The sequence below is a fragment of the Shewanella benthica KT99 genome, from assembly GCF_000172075.1.
In the GTDB taxonomy this organism is placed as follows: Bacteria; Pseudomonadota; Gammaproteobacteria; order Enterobacterales; family Shewanellaceae; genus Shewanella; species Shewanella benthica_A.
Window position 1 is genome coordinate 1 of record NZ_ABIC01000064.1, and the last position, 15,653, is coordinate 15,653.

The following is a 15,653-nucleotide window of genomic DNA, read 5'->3' on the forward strand; positions in this document are numbered from 1 at the left end:
AGCATATCGGCATGCAGAAACCCAGCCTAGAATTGAAAGGCTCCTCTTTTACGCTTTCTGTGCTTCATATCAATCATTTTGATCTGGAAAAAGTCGCAGCAGAGTTAGATAGTAAATTAGCTATCGCCCCTCAGTTTTTTATTGGCGCCCCTCTGGTCGTCAATCTTAGCTCAATTACCGATCCCGATTATAACCTTGCCGCCCTCAAAGATCTGCTCATTTCGAGGCAACTCGTCATCGTTGGCATCACAGGCGCGGTCATAGAAGTGGCGGCTCAAGCTAAAGATTTAGGCTTGGCACTGATCAAATCTGGTAAGCAAGCAAAAGCTCAACCACAAATGCCAAAGACCACCAAGATAGTGAAACAGAATGTCCGTTCAGGGCAACAGATATATGCTAAGAACAGCGATCTGATCGTGGTGGGCACCGTAGGCAATGGCGCAGAGGTTATCGCCGATGGCAGCATTCACGTCTACGGCTCGCTGCGTGGTAAGGCAATGGCCGGGGCCGCGGGTGATAAACATGCGGTCATAATTGCAAAAAACATCGATGCCGAGCTGGTTTCCATCGCGGGTCAATATTGGCTAACGGAAAACATTCAAGCACACAGCACAACGAAAAGTGGTTGTATTCGGCTCGACGGTGAATCTCTCACCATAGAAGCTTTACCACTTTAAAAAGACAGAAATAAGGATAGAAGCACACATGGCGCAAATTATTGTTGTCACCTCTGGTAAAGGCGGCGTAGGAAAAACAACTTCCAGTGCGGCAATTGCTACAGGTTTGGCATTGAAGGGACATAAGACTGTCGTTGTAGATTTTGATATTGGACTGCGTAACTTAGATCTAATTATGGGTTGCGAACGTCGTGTGGTGTATGATTTTGTCAATGTTATCAATGGTGAAGCAAATCTAAATCAAGCCTTAATTAAAGATAAGCGCTGCGAAAAACTATACATACTGCCTGCATCCCAGACTCGGGATAAAGATGCATTGACCAAGGAAGGTGTTGGCAAGGTGCTGCAAGATCTTGCTGAAAAATTCGATTATATCATCTGTGATTCTCCTGCCGGTATCGAAACGGGTGCCATGATGGCACTCTATTTTGCAGACATCGCCATCGTCACGACGAACCCGGAAGTGAGTTCAGTAAGAGATTCTGACCGTATTCTTGGCATGTTACAGAGTAAGTCAAAACGCGCCGAAGAGGGTCTAGAGCCAGTTAAAGAATATCTGTTACTCACCCGCTACTCTCCCAAAAGGGTTTCGAGCGGAGAGATGCTAAGTGTCGAAGATGTTGAAGATATCCTCGCAATTCCACTTCTCGGTGTGATCCCTGAGTCGCAGGCGGTATTGAAAGCCTCAAACTCAGGTGTTCCAGTGATCTTAGATCAAGATAGTGATGCAGGCAAAGCATACAGTGACAGTGTGGATCGTCTACTGGGTGAGGAACTCCCACTACGTTTTATCACCGAACAGAAGAAAGGTTTCTTAAAAAGGATATTTGGGAACTAATTATGACTTTACTCGATTATTTCAAGACCAAGAAGAAACCCAATACAGCCTCGATGGCAAAAGAGCGCTTACAGATCATCGTCGCCCATCAAAGGGGCGAGCGTGATGCACCTGATTATTTTCCTCAGATGAAGCAAGAGATTATCGATGTGATCCGCAAGTATGTACAGATTGATACAGATCAGATATCCGTGCAGCTGGATCAAAATGATGACAGGTTATCAGTACTCGAACTGAATGTGACCTTACCGGAAAAGTAAGCACACTGGCATACTGTTAAACGAAAAAACCGCTGCATCTTTCTGATGCTGCGGTTTTTTTGTGTCTTGAGCCGACTAAATATTCGACAGTTTCAACTCAGTCAATGCCGTCTCAACCAAATCTTTACGCCAGCCCGTCAATAACAAGGGCGACTCTCCTATCTTACCGTCCCAAAGCCACTGTAAATATCCATGAATGTATCGCTTAGATCCCAAGAGCTCGATGGGAACCTCTTGCTGCTCTGATATGCTAACCAGACAGTTCTTTATCGCCTTAAATGATGTTTTGTAGCCCGTTTTTAAGGCGATCACGTCGATTGCCTTAGGCGGGTTTTCGACATCGGCAGTTTTCAATAAGACCAAAAGATCCTTGCCGTGAATTCGCTTCTCTTGCTCGGTAAGCTCAATCATCTTAAAAAGATCTTGGCTATTTTTCGGCTGCTTCTTAGCTAAACCTATCAAGGCATGATCTTTAACCACAAAGCCTACTGCCAAGTCTCGTGTGATGGCTTTTTTCAAGCGCCATCGAGCCAGTACCTTGAGGTAGGCCAACTGCCTTGGACTCAATTGGAAGGCATTCTTAACTTTAAGGTAGGCTTGATCCAGATCCGGCGGCGTTAATCGGCCTCGAGTCATTCGCTCTCCCTCCTCAATGACCCAAGCTAAACGCCCCTGCTGTTGGAGCTTTTCGAGCAACTGAGGATAGAGATTATAAAGATAATAAACATCGTTCGCGGCATAATTGAGCTGAGCCTCACTCAAGGGACGCTTCATCCAATCGGTACGCGACTCTCCCTTATCTAAGCTGATATCTAACGTCTGCTCCACTAACTTAGCATAACCGAGCCCATGACCTAAGCCACATAGGGCTGCGGCGATCTGACTATCAAATAGATTAGCTGGTTGGCAATGCCCATTACGGGCAAAGACCTCGAGGTCTTCACTGCATGAATGCAGCACTGTGGTGATACCTGGCTCAGCCAGTAAACCCCAAAATTCAGATAAGTTATTGACAGCGACAGGGTCTATCAAAGCTAACGTCTTGCCATCATAGGCTTGGATTAAACCTAGACGGGCATAAAAGGTGCGGGTGCGAACAAACTCGGTATCTAATACCAATAAATCACTTTGTCGATATTGCGATACGAGTGCAGTTAAGCTCGCATCGTCCTCTATATATTCAAACGCTAACAAGGTCTTCTCCCAAGATTGTGTCATTAAAAAGCCGGCATATAGCCGGCTTAGAGAAAAAAGATATCAATGACAAGATTAAGCCGACTTAACCTCATCTCTTAGCTCTCTACGTAAGATTTTACCTACGTTGGTTTTCGGTAACTCATCTCTGAATTCTACCAGCTTAGGCACTTTATATCCCGTTAAATACAGTCGGCAATGGTCGATGATATCTCGTTCGCTTAAAGATTTATCACTTACCACCACAAACACCTTCACGGTTTCGCCTGAGATGTCATTGGGTACGCCCACGGCAGCAACTTCAACCATGGCTGAATGCATGGCGATGACTTCTTCGACTTCGCTGGGAAACACATTAAAGCCAGATACAAGAATCATGTCTTTCTTACGATCGACAACAAAGAAATAACCCTTATCATCCATATAACCGATATCGCCGGTGGCCAGATAACCCAGCTTATCGATGACGCTAGCGGTTTCTTCCGGACGTTGCCAGTAGCCCAACATGATTTGCGGTCCCTTAGCAAACAGCTCTCCGGTCTCTCCCTGAGCCAGAACCTTGCCATCATCATCACGAATCTGAATATCTGTCATAGCAACGGGAAAGCCTATGGCTCCGTTGTAACCAGCCAAGTTATAGGGGCAACACGTCACCAAAGGCGAAGCTTCCGTTAAGCCATAACCCTCCAATAACTTGGTCTGAGTGATACTCTGCCATTTTTCAGCGACGGCGCGCTGCACGGCCATGCCACCACCGATAGACAACTTCAGGTTTGAAAAATCGAGTTTTCTAAATTCTTCCGAGTTAACCAGCGCATTAAATAGGGTGTTAACCCCGGTAATCGCAGTATAAGGATGTTTCTTCAACTCAGCGATAAAAGCGGGCAGATCCCTGGGATTGGTGATCAGTAGGTTATTCGCGCCTTTATGCATAAACAGCAGACAGTTCACCGTTAACGCGAAAATATGATAAAGCGGCAGTGCGGTAACGACAAACTCTTTGCCGTCGTTGAGCATAGGCGAGTATGCCGCATTGGCCTGGAGCAAGTTACTGACCACATTACCATGGGTCAACATCGCGCCTTTAGACACCCCAGTGGTGCCACCTGTGTATTGCAAGAAAGCCAGATCATCTTTATTCAGCTTAGGCTTCACATATTGTAAACGACGCCCCTTGCTGAGAGATTTCCTCATGGAAATGGCATGAGGAAGATCGAACTTTGGCACCATCTTCTTGATATATTGACAACAAAATTAACTAAGGTGCGTTTCGGAGCGCTGAGAAGATCACCGAGTCCGGTTAAAATCACACTCTCTATCTGTGTCTGCTCGACCACTTTTTCCAGAGTATGCGCGAAGTTAGACACGACGACGATGGCCTTGGCACCCGAATCGTTCAGCTGATGCTTCAATTCTCTCGGCGTGTAAAGGGGGTTAACATTGACCACCACCATGCCGGCACGCAGTATCCCAAACAAGGCAATGGGATATTGCAATAGGTTAGGCATCATGATGGCAACCCTATCGCCCTTCTCTAGCTTGAGCTCGTTCTGCAGGTAAGCCGCGAAAGCACGGCTACGCTCCTCTAACTTACGGTAGGTTAAGGTCGCGCCCATGTTAACGAAAGCGGGTTGGTCGGCAAATCGCGATACTGATGTCTCAAACATGTCGACAAGCGAGTCGTACTCTTCAACGTCGATCTCAGCGGGTACATCATCCGGTAAATTATCAATCCAAATCTGTTCCACAAATCTCTCCTAAATCCCCACATCCAGTGGATATAAGCTATTAGCCTATAAATAGCTTGAAAATCAACAAGCAAAATCACTGATTTTAATTATTTTTTTAATAAACACCAGTTTCATACGAGTGTTTTAATTTTGATCATCATCACATAAATAGAGTAAAAAACCTAGCCCCATTTTTCTTTATCTCATTTTCCCCCTACAGACATAAAGGCAAGGATCGCATTGGCGACTTGTTGTGCATTTCCCATATGCAGATGATGGTCGCCGGCTAACTCAATACAAGACAGGTGATTGAACCATAACTGAGCCTTGGGCAATAAATGACTTATCTGCTCGTAACCTGATTCGGCGGTGATAATGAGTGTCTCAGTACTGTGATCTGTCATCAAGGCATCGACCTGCTCAAAGGTCAGTCTCAATGGCGAGTCCAATTTAAGCCTGGGATCACTGCGCCAGCTGACACCGCTACCCACTTGTTGCATGTTTCTATCGACTAACAAGCGACACCAAGCCTCATCGAGGCCGGTCAAACGGGATCTGGCCTTGACCGCGAGTTCAATCGAGTCATAAACGGCCGCTGAGTTCACGCGCTTATTGACCATGCGAAGGTGACTGGCGAAGCTGTTTCTTAGTCTTACATTATTTTTAGAGGCTGACTCGAATAATGGACTGATGGCTTCGAGCAGCACCAGCTTCTTGACCCGTTCAGGAAAAGCCGCGGTATATGCTGCGGCGATGATGCCCCCTAACGAGTGACCTATGATGCCTGCGAATGTTTCTTGTTGTTTGAGCCTGTCGATTAACAACTCAAGATCATAGAGGTAATCTATCCAATGCAATGGATATAATCCCGGCCTATGCTCAGAATGACCGTGGCCAGGCCAGTCAATTGCCAAGATCTGATATTGAGGTAAGAACTGAGCCAAAGGCTCGAAACTGTTGGCATTATCCAACCAGCCATGTAGGGCTAATAACAAGGGCTTATCAGCGCTTCCCCAACGACGTGCGGATAAACGTATATGAGGTAACTGAAACTCGACCTCCTCTCCCTCATCTCGAATATGCAGCATAGGACCTCATGGTGATCTTGTTAAAACGCCCCATTTTCAGGGGCATACTTAACCTAAGATGTCAGTTGTTTATTGACTGTTTTTAATGAATTTTAATGTCATGCGATCGCTCTCACCTATGGCCAGATACTTTTCTTTATCAAGATCATCTAAGGCTAATCTGGGTGGCAAGGTCCATACACCTTTAGGGTAATCTTTGGTGTCTTTATCGTTAGCATTGATCTCAGACTTAGCGACTAAGGTGAAGCCCACTTTCTCGGCTAACGCGATCACTTTCGCCTCATCCATATAACCCGTTTTAGCGTCCATTCCCGCCTTGGCTCTGTGCTCGACTATGCCAAAGGTGCCACCGGATTTCAGCACTTTATAAGCCGATTCGAATACTGGCTCTAGCTGATCTTTCATCGCCCAGTTATGTAAGTTTCTAAATGTCAGTACGACATCGACACTGGCGTCATCACCCAGAGCATAATGTGTCGGCGGATCGAACGTCACAGTCGTCGCTTTACCTAGCTGTTGACGATTATCTTGTAGCCAGGTTTCAAACTTCTTACCGGACTTGGCTTTATAACCTGCACGCTTCTTCTCATCAATAGGCTGTGTATCGAAGTTACCAGCAATATATTGGCCATCTACGGCCAAGTATGGCGCTAAGATCTCAGCATACCAGCCGCCACCGGGCCAAAGTTCGATCACCTTATCGCTTGGATTGATGTCAAAGAACACTAATGTCTCTAATGGGTGACGAAAGTCATCTCGGCTGGTATTTTTGTCTTGTCTAAAATCGCTATTCACCGCTTGCTGTAAACTGCTCGCACCATGGCCATCAGAATGGGCCAAGGCGTTGAAACTCAGCGTGGCACCGACGAGCATGCCAGCCACAAACATGTTATTTCTCATTATTGTTTCCCTGTATAAGGTTAATCATCAATCTGACTCGACTAACCTAGCAGCAGCGAACTCAAAAACCAAGTGGATTTAGCCGACCATAGGCAGGCTTACTGGCTGAAAATGGAGGAAAAATGTAGCAAAAAGATAATGAATTGACTCAATCGTATGAGCACTTACTTAATGGAACGGGTATTAGATGCAGCCCTATCGACACGTTGCCAGCAAAGGAAAATCATCAAGGCGCTGAAGGCCAGCCAGATAAACACCCAGATCCAGGCTGGTATCCAAGTGGCCCCCGCCAACATGGCAGCATCACCTTTGCCATTGAGGCCGAGCAAGACGGTGGGACTGGCCAAGGCATTTAACATGATCATCAGTGCCATGATCCTTAAGCCACTGCCCATGAAGCGGTTTTTATTTAATTTAAGCGGCAGCAGGAAGAGCACGGCAAGACTGGCTAAAATGGAGATAGTCAGCAGATCCCTCCCCCACAACAAGGTCGTCAATACTACCGCGCCGCCCAATAGGGCGAAGCTCACTCTTATGCCCTTGGGCCAAGTCGCCAGAATAAAGATTAAATACCCCCAAAGAGCGGCACCGAAATAACCGCTAAAGCCGATAGCCACAGGCCAACCGCCTTGGCTAAAACACAAGCCGGCACCATTGGGAAAAAGCTGAATATGGCTCACAGCGCCACCGGTCAATAAGGTGGCCAAGCCGTGTGAAAGCTCATGAAAATAACTTTCGAGCCATTTAAAAGGGACACTGATAAAAGGTAAGCGTGTAATAAGCAAAGCGATTAAGAGTTCGACTAAGAAACGTCCCCGGCTGGGCGCGCCAGTCACAGGCAGGTTTATCTGAGCCTCGAGTGTGCCTGACTGATTAAGCATAGGTATCAATTCCAACCATCTGTTGAATGGCTTCTCTCTCGGCCGCATGTTGATTGGTCAGGTATTGGGCAACCGCGCCGTCACTGGCTTGAGTCTGCTGCTCATATTCGAGCTTGGCGTCTAGACGAAACGCCAAGGGTTCGGGTGTAGGAGACTGAACATCTTTAGCTAGGAGATGCTCATTCGATGAGCCCTCTGCAGCGCGCGCTCTACTCTCCTCTTTCTGAGATGAGGCGTGGACCTTATCAAGCTGCTCGACTCGAGATGAGCTCTCAACCCGCTCACTGGTGTTCAGCGTGATGGCATCTATGGATGCCGGCGCAATATTCGATGACCCAGGCTTGAGCACGTTAAAATGGTTGGTTTGTATCTGCATTATATCGACTCCTTTCCTAAGGCCACAAATATTTCCGTCATTGGCTGTTAACAGATTAAGCTTACCTTAAATACCGCTATAAGCCCTACTCACGTCCCGGTAATTTTTTCCAGGTTACCGTATCCCGTACATACACGGGTGCAAGTTCATCGACTGAGGTCGATAGTCCTCGAGTATACCCCTGTTTTGCCAGGGCTAACATCGATTTAGCATCGGGAAACTTGACGTTATCTGCAGGCACTAACTCATGCGATAATTCGAGTAATTGCGGATAAGTATCGAAGCCGGTACCAGTAGCAAGGATAGCACCTTGGGTATCCGGCGCTAAGGTCACTAAATCCGGCGCGATCACCACCTCAGAGCTAACAGGCTCCGCGATACCGTCTTTAACCACGAACTGGCACCAATAGACCTCACCCATTCTGGCGTCGATGGCGGCGACGATCTGCTCGCCACCTTGATCGTCATATACGGTTTGTGCCATGGTCTGTAGGCTAGATAAACCGATAACAGGGATATCTTGTCCTAAGGCCAGACCTTGGGTCATGCTGGTACAGATACGGATCCCGGTGAAGCTGCCCGGCCCACGACCATAGGCAATAAGATCCACAGCGGTAATCTTGATATTGGCCTGAGATAAAACACTGTCTATCATAGGCAAGATACGCTGGCTGTGTTCACGAGGCACTATCGCCAATTCATGATATATCTTGCCCTTGCTCACCAAAGACGCCGAACAAGATTCGGTGCAGGTATCTAGTGAGAGTATGGTGAGCTCATCGGAGGTTTTCTGTATATCTGTCATCTCTTACCACAAACAAAAAAAGGCTAAAATCACGCCTCGAAGAACCTGAATAAGCCCAGCAAGACGACGTGCAAATTGAACATTATAACCTATGTGATATTCACTTGTCGGCGGTTAAGGGGGAAATTAAATAGTTAAACATAGATTTAATGGCCAGAAATCACGCAAACCGTCTCAATCTCGGCTCTATTGCTTAATAATACATAAGGCATCAAGATCGCGTTTAATAAGCCATGACTTAAGGTGTGATATACGACAACATAATTAGGCTATAGATCAGTAATTAATAAATTAGTGCTTCGAATAAAAATCCATTCGGTGAAAAAACCAGCTATCGACAGCAAGCTAGCAGTGCTGTGCGGTGCTGTCATTAAGGAACGCATAATGAAGTCATCATGTCCAAAAATTGTCATTGTAGGTGGTGGGGCCGGAGGGTTAGAGCTTGCGACTCAATTAGGCCATAGGCTTGGCAAGAAAAACAGCGCCCAAATAGTGCTGGTCGATAAAAATAGAACCCATATCTGGAAACCCCTGCTGCATGAAGTAGCCACAGGCTCTCTGGATTCAGATCTCGATGGAGTGGTTTACTCTGCTCATGCTGCGAAACATGGTTATCAGTTTCAACTCGGGACTTTTTGCGATCTCGACGCCAATAATAAATTGATTAAGGTCGCCCCAATCACAGATGACAGGGGTGAAATTTTATTACCTGAGCGTCAAATTCACTATGACAAATTAGTCATCGCCATCGGCAGTGTCAGCAATGACTTCAACACTCCCGGAGTGAAAGAACATTGCTTCTTCCTCGACTCTCACCAACAAGCCAATCGGTTTCACCATGCCCTATTAGACAGCTTTACTCGCGTGCATCAATCTGAGTCCATCAATGAGCTCAATATCGCTATCGTCGGAGGCGGCGCAACAGGTGTTGAGCTGTCGGCAGAACTCTATCATGTCACCGAGTTATTGAAGATCTATGGCCTGAGCAAGATGACCAAAGAAAAACTCAATATTCATCTGATTGAAGCGGGGCCGCGCATCCTTCCCGCACTCCCCGAACGCATTGCCACGTCAGCAAGGCGCGAGCTAAGTAAGCTTGGGGTCAATGTGATGGAAAATACCCGCATAAGTGAAGCGAGCGCCGCAGGGTTTGTCACCGCCGAAGGGAAACTCATCGAAGCCAACCTGATGTTGTGGGCTGCCGGGGTGAAAGCCCCGGATTTTATCAAAGACATCGAGATATTTGAGTTAAATCGGGCCAATCAGATCATGGTAAAGGCGAACTTACTCAGCACCATCAATGATGATATCTATGTGATCGGCGATTGCTGTGCCTGCCAACAGGCCGATGGTAGCTTCGTGCCTCCCAGAGCACAATCGGCTCACCAGATGGCACAGTGCGTCGAGAAAAACATTCTCCATGAACTCAAGGGAGAGCCACTAGAATCATACCTCTATGTGGATCATGGCTCCTTAATCAACCTGTCTCGTTTCAGTACAGTCGGCAGCCTGATGGGGAATTTAACCAAGAACAGTATGTTTATCGAGGGCAAGATCGCCCGCTTGGTGTATATCTCTCTTTACCGCATGCATCAACAAGCCATACATGGGACGTTTAAAACTATCGCTTTGTGGCTAGCCGAGAAAATGATGCGCGTAGTAAGGCCACGTATGAAGTTGCACTAAGCCATACTGTTAATGATTGCCTGCCCTCAGTGACAATGGGGGCTAAAAGTGATGCTGGTATCAAGTAATAAGTGATTCAATGATGCTCAAAAGCATAGGAAGTGAACACGAGCGTGGTATTAATAGAGAAATTTGAATAAGGACTGAGACAAAAATTGACTATCTTAGCCCACGTTTCACCCAATGAGCTATTTAATCTGCTGTAAAAAATCCACCACCTTGTCCATGTCTCGAGTACGACTCATGGGAGGAAGAGAGTTCAAAAATGCCTCACCATACTCTCGGTTGACGATACGGTTATCACACAAGATCAATACTCCTCTGTCTCTTTCATCTCGGATCAGACGGCCGACGCCTTGATTAAGTGAAATAACCGCCTGAGGCAGAGAGATACTGGTGAAAGGGTCTTGTCCATTGCGAGAGACATTCTCGGCTCTGGCTCTGTACAAGGTATCACTGGGTGACACGAATGGCAGCTTGTCTATGATGACACAGCTGAGCAGTCTGCCACGCACATCGACACCTTCCCAAAATGCGCCCGTTCCCAGTAATACCGCATTACCAAGTTGCCTGAACTTCTTCATCAGACTCTGTTTACTGCCTTGTCCCTGAACTAACAGGGGATAATTAACACGGCTTTGCAGCCGAGCTGCCACGGCGTTCATCATACGATGGCTGGTAAACAAGATGAAGGTTCGGCCCTTCGCCGCGTTGATTGCCTTCACAGAGACATCGACTAAATCCCTCACCGCCGCCTCATGATTACTCACCTTAGAGAGATGACGCGGCACACACAGTAAGGCATTGGATCGATAATCGAAGGGGCTGTCTAAAATTATTTTCTGACTCTTGTCTATGCCCAGCCCCTTGGTAAACAGGCTCAAGTCACGGTTAATCTGTAGCGTCGCCGAGGTAAATATCCAGCTAGTCTGAGCATCAAATAACTTCTCGCATTCCTTGGCGACATTGATTGGCGCAATACTCAGTGTCAGGTATCTGTGACCATAGTCAATACTGTAAGCGGCTTGATTATTTTCACACTGAAAAAACACCCCCATCTTACTCGAGAAAGTCACCAATTTCTCAGTGCATTCATCGAGCGTTTCACTGCGGCCTATGTGCGCGCATAACAGGCTCTCCAACGCCTGCAACTCTGCAATGATTGCCCAGGAGGCCGATGCTATGTTTTTATTACCCATCAACAGACGCCAATCGGTCTCAAAAACATCATACATCTGTTGATGCCAGCCATTTAACCGGCTGATACACCGTGAAGCTAACTGCTCAATCTGAGCCGAATCTCTCAGCTCAGTTCGATAGACTGTGACGATCTGTCCTAATAAGCTATCTAAGCTTCGAGTTGAAATTTGCTGACCAAAATAGATGACTGCTATATCGGGTAACAGATGTGCTTCATCGAAGATCACCACATCTGCATCGGGCAATAACTCGGCAAAGCCCGTTTCTTTGAGGATCCTATCGGCGAAGAACAGATGATGGTTCACCACAATAATCTTAGCGTCCATGGCACGGACCCTAGCCTTACGGGTAAAACAGGTCTCATAGTGAACACACTTCTTCCCGGTACATTTATCCCGTTGGCTGGCAATGAGCCACAAAGCCTCTGAATTTTCTGACACTGAGGTCAAGCCCCCGAGATCGCCATCGGCGGTCTGCCCCGCCCACTGATTGATCCGGAGCAGGTCATCTAAGACCTTAGGCTCATGAGATTCACACGCCTCCAGCTGCTTATCTAATAACAGTTGACACAAATAGTTACTGCGACCTTTGAGGAGCGCAAGTTTCGGAGCAAGGGCTAACATATCGAGCAAGGCTGGAAGATCTTTGTAAAACAGTTGTTCCTGTAGGTTTTTACTGCCGGTACTGATGATAACCTGTTTACCGCTTAACAGAGCAGGAATTAAATATGCGTAGGTTTTACCCACCCCTGTTCCCGCTTCGATAACCAGATTACTTTTGCCACCAATAGCACAGCTGACCGCCGAGGCCATCTGCTTTTGAACGACTCGAGTACTGTAGCCGTTAATATGTCTGGCGAGTACGCCATCGGCAGCGAAGGCTTGCTCACTGTCGATTGTCAGTCTGCTACTCAAGGCATTCACTTATTGGGCTATAAAATTAGAAATCATCATTAATCGGGCATTATCCTTGTTTAAGACAAGGCATCAAGGCTCAGAACATAAATTTAGTTGAATATAACTAGGTAGGCCTGAATGGCTCAGGCCTAGAGTCGTGAGGTCATGATGACGTCTTCAACTCTCTTAGGTAGCGATAGATGGTGTGTATAGAGATATCTAACCCTGTGGCCGCGATCTGAGCACTGTCTTTGAGAGCGAAGATGCCAAGTTCGTTAAGACGTATCACTATCTCACGGTTTTTCTTCGACGGTGAAAGACTGGCATCAGCCATCACTTGAGCACGCACACTTTCGATGGAACCTTGCATCATTTCATCGCTGCTACGGGCAAATGTCTCGGGAGAGAAACGGGGGTCGGCCTGTGGTGTCAGACCCGGTAACATGGTGGCCATCACGGACTGAAACGGTGCATCCAGATTTGAGTTAATACACAATAAGCCGATAGCATCTTGCATGGCATTGCGGATAACAATAGTAATGGATCTTAAGGTTTTACCGTCCGGACTCTTAGTCAAATAAGAGTCTGAGATATCCTGACCCGCATTGAGCTTCATCAGCGCCAGATTTGTGATAGGCGCCCCCACCGAACGACCCGTGATATGGCCATTGGCTATCTTGATGATAGAGGGGTTGCTGACATCTAAACTGTGAAGTAATACTTCCGTATGCTCACCATACATGGCGGCAATGCCATCGACGATATTTTCACTGGCCTTCAGTATGGCATAATCTGTTTCACTTAACTCTCGCACTCACCGTCTCCCCGAACATAGACCGCCGACCCTTTTTAAGTCGGCGGTATTAAGGTCTGCTTGTCACATCTTATGCTGACATTATATCAATGAATATTTATTAACTGCTGTATCTAAGCACTATTTACTCATACGTAGGATCTTAAGCAAAAACTCAATATCTACATGATTAACCAATGTTATTTAATAAAAGTTGGAAGTTGTACTCATCTTATGATCAAATAGTAAGTGCGAACCACTAATCAAAAATGAGAGAGCACAAGATGAATTTTAACGCGATTCCTAAGCAACTGACAAGTGTTCTTAACTCATGTAACATCACTCAATTAGCCAAACAGTGTCATTTCATGCAGCGGATGCGCAACATTTCACCCATGCAGTTGGTGCTGGCAATCCTCAATACTTTGGGAACCAGAACCAATATTAACCTTGCTGATATTCATAAGAATTTATGCAGCCAACATGACATCGGGATCAACTATAAGCCCTTTCATAATAAACTAAAAAAACCAGAGTTAACTCAACTACTTAGAACTCTTGTCGAACAAGCCGCTAACGAGTGGCTACTCGAGTTAGTGCATAGAGTATTACCGAGTGAATACCCCTTTAAGTCGATAGAGGCTCATGATGCTAGCTCCCTCAAATTGCACATTGGTTTAACTAAAGAGTTTCCCGGCCGATTCACCAAGACTCACCCGGCAGCCATGGAGTGACACGTGACCATGGATTTGATGTCTGGTCATTACAATTATCTGGGTATTTCTCCCAATTCAGAAAGTGAGCGGCACTATAATCCCTTTGCTTATGAAATACAGGACACCTTGCTGCTCATGGACGCGGGTTACTTTAATATTGATTACTGCTATCAAGCAGACAAACACGGTGGTCATGTAATTATGCGAACCAATGGTAAAATTAATCCCGATATAAAAGCGGCTTTTGATAGCCAAGGACTTGCGATAGAAGGGTTAATAGGTAAAAAATTAAAGCAACTTAAATGGCATCGAGAGCAAATAATCGACCTCGATGTTCAGTGGAAAAGCAAGCCAGGAACTCATCGATTAATCGCCTTCTGGGATAGAAATAAATCGGCGATTGGTTACCTCATCACCAACCTAAAGCGAGCACAATTCAGCGCTGATAAAGTAAGTGAATTATATGGATTACGCTGGCAAATAGAATTATTCTTCAAGGAGTTAAAGTCATACAGCGGTTTAAAAACCTTCAATACTCGAGATAAAAGCATTGCCGAAAGTCTCGTGTGGGCGAGCATGCTTACCTTACTATTAAAGCGCTTTATCGCGAGGGCGAGCGGCCTAATACACCAAGTGACTATATCTACGCAAAAAGTCGCACGGTGTGCAAACGATTGGCTGCCTGACATTTTAAAAGCACTGTTATCTGGACGTGAATACAGGATCAAAAAGACACTAAGGAAATGGTGCCGTTACTTCAGTGAGTATGCTTGCCGCGCTCATCCTAAAAGAGATAATCAGACGCTTTTTGTACAACTAACAGAAACTCATGTCTGAGAATCCAGCTATAACCCCTCATATTTAAAGGGCTACAGCTCCTTAAGGACTAACATATGACTATTTACTAAAAGCGATCGCTTCGATTTCAACCTTCACACCCAGTGGCAGGTCTTTCACGGCGAAACAGCTTCGAGCTGGACAATCCGTCTTAAAAAACTCTTGGTAAACCTGATTGAACGCGGCGAAGTCTGCTATATCCGCAAGGTAACAGGTGGTCTTCAATACTGTGTCTAACTCCCCTCCTCCAGCCTGCAACACAGACTTAAGGTTCTCTAGAGACTGACGTGATTGCGCTGTTATGCCACCCTCGACGACACTACCACTTTGCTTACACACGGGCAGCTGGCCCGAAGTAAAGATGAGATTGCCATAGGCGTTGCCGTGTGAATATGGGCCGATGGCTGCGGGCGCGCTGTCTGATGTGATGATCTTCTTCATGTTTAATCCTAGTTATTTAACCTAAACCGAGCATAAATACTCAACTATATTTGCACAAGTATTCTTGCAATTAATTTCACTGGAGTAAATGGAAATATACACAAAACCGCTAAAACAAAGGAATTACCACTGAATCCATCCAGATCGTTAACATTTCACAAACCTAACACCCTCAACTTTATTTGATCTTTATGGATTTCATATCGATAAATTAATTTAGTCAAATATATTTGCATCTATATACGGGCATGACACTGCTGCTATCTTGTCGCCATGATGGGAAATTAGTGGTTGCAATCATTGTCGAAAATGTTTAGTTTAAATATCAACGCAGG

The 15,653-nt window shown here is 46.0% G+C and carries 15 protein-coding genes and 1 pseudogene; 6 read left to right on the top strand and 10 right to left on the bottom strand.

Features of this window, described 5'->3' with window-relative positions; all coding sequences use genetic code 11:
- Nucleotides 1–11 precede the first annotated feature (11 nt).
- From minC to minE, 3 genes are read left to right on the top strand one after another with little or no spacing between them, the layout of a single operon-like run.
- Nucleotides 12–677: a septum site-determining protein MinC gene (minC, locus tag KT99_RS18400; RefSeq protein ID WP_040572205.1), complete on the top strand. Its 666-nt coding sequence runs from the start codon at nucleotides 12–14 to the stop codon at nucleotides 675–677.
- A gap of 28 nt (nucleotides 678–705) precedes the next feature.
- Nucleotides 706–1,515: a septum site-determining protein MinD gene (minD, locus tag KT99_RS18405; protein WP_005503137.1), complete on the top strand. Its 810-nt coding sequence runs from the start codon at nucleotides 706–708 to the stop codon at nucleotides 1,513–1,515.
- Between the two features lie 2 nt (nucleotides 1,516–1,517).
- The gene (gene minE, locus KT99_RS18410) at nucleotides 1,518–1,775 is read left to right on the top strand and encodes a cell division topological specificity factor MinE (RefSeq protein ID WP_005503138.1); all 258 of its coding nucleotides are present in this window, start codon (nucleotides 1,518–1,520) and stop codon (nucleotides 1,773–1,775) included.
- Nucleotides 1,776–1,850: 75 nt separating this feature from the next.
- Here minE and rnd read toward each other — a convergent pair whose 3' ends face one another.
- The 7 genes and pseudogenes from rnd to tsaB all read right to left on the bottom strand — a co-directional run bounded on the left by rnd (nucleotide 1,851) and on the right by tsaB (nucleotide 8,749).
- Nucleotides 1,851–2,969, bottom strand: coding sequence for a ribonuclease D (rnd, locus tag KT99_RS18415; protein WP_040572206.1), 1,119 nt, complete (start codon nucleotides 2,967–2,969; stop codon nucleotides 1,851–1,853).
- A gap of 75 nt (nucleotides 2,970–3,044) precedes the next feature.
- Nucleotides 3,045–4,717, bottom strand: a pseudogene (gene fadD / locus KT99_RS18420) (long-chain-fatty-acid--CoA ligase FadD).
- 185 nt (nucleotides 4,718–4,902) lie between these two features.
- Nucleotides 4,903–5,787, bottom strand: a complete 885-nt coding sequence (locus KT99_RS18425) for an alpha/beta fold hydrolase (protein WP_005503144.1) — start codon at nucleotides 5,785–5,787, stop codon at nucleotides 4,903–4,905.
- 69 nt (nucleotides 5,788–5,856) lie between these two features.
- Nucleotides 5,857–6,687 (bottom strand): class I SAM-dependent methyltransferase, encoded by an 831-nt coding sequence (locus tag KT99_RS18430; RefSeq protein ID WP_005503146.1) that lies wholly within the window; start codon nucleotides 6,685–6,687, stop codon nucleotides 5,857–5,859.
- A gap of 164 nt (nucleotides 6,688–6,851) precedes the next feature.
- Nucleotides 6,852–7,568 carry a M50 family metallopeptidase gene (locus KT99_RS18435; RefSeq protein ID WP_005503148.1) on the bottom strand — a complete coding sequence of 239 codons (717 nt, stop codon included), beginning with the start codon at nucleotides 7,566–7,568 and terminating at the stop codon, nucleotides 6,852–6,854.
- Nucleotides 7,561–7,944 carry a hypothetical protein gene (locus tag KT99_RS18440; protein ID WP_005503150.1) on the bottom strand — a complete coding sequence of 128 codons (384 nt, stop codon included), beginning with the start codon at nucleotides 7,942–7,944 and terminating at the stop codon, nucleotides 7,561–7,563. Before KT99_RS18440 ends, KT99_RS18435 begins: the two co-directional genes overlap by 8 nt.
- A gap of 85 nt (nucleotides 7,945–8,029) precedes the next feature.
- Nucleotides 8,030–8,749 (bottom strand): tRNA (adenosine(37)-N6)-threonylcarbamoyltransferase complex dimerization subunit type 1 TsaB, encoded by a 720-nt coding sequence (gene tsaB, locus KT99_RS18445; protein WP_005503152.1) that lies wholly within the window; start codon nucleotides 8,747–8,749, stop codon nucleotides 8,030–8,032.
- Nucleotides 8,750–9,133: 384 nt separating this feature from the next.
- Between tsaB and KT99_RS18450 the strand changes: the two genes are divergently transcribed.
- On the top strand, nucleotides 9,134–10,435 hold the full coding sequence (locus KT99_RS18450; protein ID WP_005503154.1) for an NAD(P)/FAD-dependent oxidoreductase: 1,302 nt from the start codon (nucleotides 9,134–9,136) through the stop codon (nucleotides 10,433–10,435).
- A 188-nt stretch (nucleotides 10,436–10,623) separates the two neighbouring features.
- Here KT99_RS18450 and KT99_RS18455 read toward each other — a convergent pair whose 3' ends face one another.
- Together KT99_RS18455 and KT99_RS18460 are read right to left on the bottom strand one after the other, a co-directional pair.
- A complete protein-coding gene (locus KT99_RS18455) occupies nucleotides 10,624–12,558 on the bottom strand; it encodes an ATP-dependent DNA helicase (RefSeq protein ID WP_005503155.1) in 1,935 nt (644 codons plus the stop codon).
- A 136-nt stretch (nucleotides 12,559–12,694) separates the two neighbouring features.
- The gene (locus KT99_RS18460; protein ID WP_005503158.1) at nucleotides 12,695–13,345 is read right to left on the bottom strand and encodes a helix-turn-helix transcriptional regulator; all 651 of its coding nucleotides are present in this window, start codon (nucleotides 13,343–13,345) and stop codon (nucleotides 12,695–12,697) included.
- A gap of 263 nt (nucleotides 13,346–13,608) precedes the next feature.
- Here KT99_RS18460 and KT99_RS23070 point away from each other — a divergent pair, with 263 nt between their 5' ends.
- Both KT99_RS23070 and KT99_RS18470 read left to right on the top strand, forming a co-directional pair.
- Entirely contained in the window at nucleotides 13,609–14,058 is a 450-nt protein-coding gene (locus tag KT99_RS23070) for a hypothetical protein (protein ID WP_005503160.1), read from the top strand.
- Between the two features lie 9 nt (nucleotides 14,059–14,067).
- Nucleotides 14,068–14,877 (top strand): IS4 family transposase, encoded by an 810-nt coding sequence (locus KT99_RS18470; protein ID WP_005503162.1) that lies wholly within the window; start codon nucleotides 14,068–14,070, stop codon nucleotides 14,875–14,877.
- 60 nt (nucleotides 14,878–14,937) lie between these two features.
- On the opposite strand, the gene KT99_RS18475 is transcribed toward KT99_RS18470, so the two are convergent.
- The gene (locus KT99_RS18475) at nucleotides 14,938–15,318 is read right to left on the bottom strand and encodes a RidA family protein (protein WP_005503164.1); all 381 of its coding nucleotides are present in this window, start codon (nucleotides 15,316–15,318) and stop codon (nucleotides 14,938–14,940) included.
- Between the last annotated feature and the right edge of the window lie 335 nt (nucleotides 15,319–15,653).

What these genes read in the sequence shown, in the direction of transcription:
- minC (WP_040572205.1), top strand. Translation starts at nt 12, where the DNA reads ATGCAGAAACCCAGCCTAGAATTGAAAGGCTCCTCTTTTACGCTTTCT.
- minD (WP_005503137.1), top strand. Translation starts at nt 706, where the DNA reads ATGGCGCAAATTATTGTTGTCACCTCTGGTAAAGGCGGCGTAGGAAAA.
- minE (WP_005503138.1), top strand. Translation starts at nt 1,518, where the DNA reads ATGACTTTACTCGATTATTTCAAGACCAAGAAGAAACCCAATACAGCC.
- KT99_RS18425 (WP_005503144.1), bottom strand. Translation starts at nt 5,787, where the DNA reads ATGCTGCATATTCGAGATGAGGGAGAGGAGGTCGAGTTTCAGTTACCT.
- KT99_RS18430 (WP_005503146.1), bottom strand. Translation starts at nt 6,687, where the DNA reads ATGAGAAATAACATGTTTGTGGCTGGCATGCTCGTCGGTGCCACGCTG.
- KT99_RS18435 (WP_005503148.1), bottom strand. Translation starts at nt 7,568, where the DNA reads ATGCTTAATCAGTCAGGCACACTCGAGGCTCAGATAAACCTGCCTGTG.
- KT99_RS18440 (WP_005503150.1), bottom strand. Translation starts at nt 7,944, where the DNA reads ATGCAGATACAAACCAACCATTTTAACGTGCTCAAGCCTGGGTCATCG.
- tsaB (WP_005503152.1), bottom strand. Translation starts at nt 8,749, where the DNA reads ATGACAGATATACAGAAAACCTCCGATGAGCTCACCATACTCTCACTA.
- KT99_RS18450 (WP_005503154.1), top strand. Translation starts at nt 9,134, where the DNA reads ATGAAGTCATCATGTCCAAAAATTGTCATTGTAGGTGGTGGGGCCGGA.
- KT99_RS23070 (WP_005503160.1), top strand. Translation starts at nt 13,609, where the DNA reads ATGAATTTTAACGCGATTCCTAAGCAACTGACAAGTGTTCTTAACTCA.
- KT99_RS18470 (WP_005503162.1), top strand. Translation starts at nt 14,068, where the DNA reads ATGGATTTGATGTCTGGTCATTACAATTATCTGGGTATTTCTCCCAAT.
- KT99_RS18475 (WP_005503164.1), bottom strand. Translation starts at nt 15,318, where the DNA reads ATGAAGAAGATCATCACATCAGACAGCGCGCCCGCAGCCATCGGCCCA.